This is a genomic window from Micromonospora sp. SL1-18, assembly GCF_047921505.1.
Lineage (GTDB): Bacteria > Actinomycetota > Actinomycetes > Mycobacteriales > Micromonosporaceae > Micromonospora.
Genome location: NZ_JBLROA010000258.1, coordinates 1 through 289, shown reverse-complemented (window position 1 = coordinate 289; position 289 = coordinate 1). Strand labels below are relative to the sequence as shown.

At 71.3% G+C, this 289-nt stretch carries 1 protein-coding gene; it reads right to left on the bottom strand.

The genetic code is table 11. The features are described from left to right. A partial coding sequence (locus ACNAW0_RS30845) for a hypothetical protein (protein WP_416291554.1) occupies nucleotides 1-231 on the bottom strand: 231 nt, incomplete at its 3' end. Nucleotides 232-289 lie beyond the last annotated feature (58 nt).

Sequence of the window (289 nt, the reverse complement as noted above, 5' to 3'; positions counted from 1 at the left end):
CGCGAACCACGCATCCGAAAACCGGCGCAACACCGACCGGGCACCCGTCGTGTCCAGTTCCCCGAACGTGCCCGGCCCTGACCCGGACAGTTCCCGGCACAGCGCCTGGTAGCCGGTCAGCGGAGTGTGGTGGCGGCGTCGCCGCCACGCGTTGACCTCGAGTACGCACGCCCAGACGTCGCCGGCGGAGCGCAGCAGCCCGAAACACCGACGCCGTTTCCCAGCCGTCACCCGCACAGCGACACGCGCCGTGCGATACACGACCCGAGGTGCGGCAGGATCCCGACGG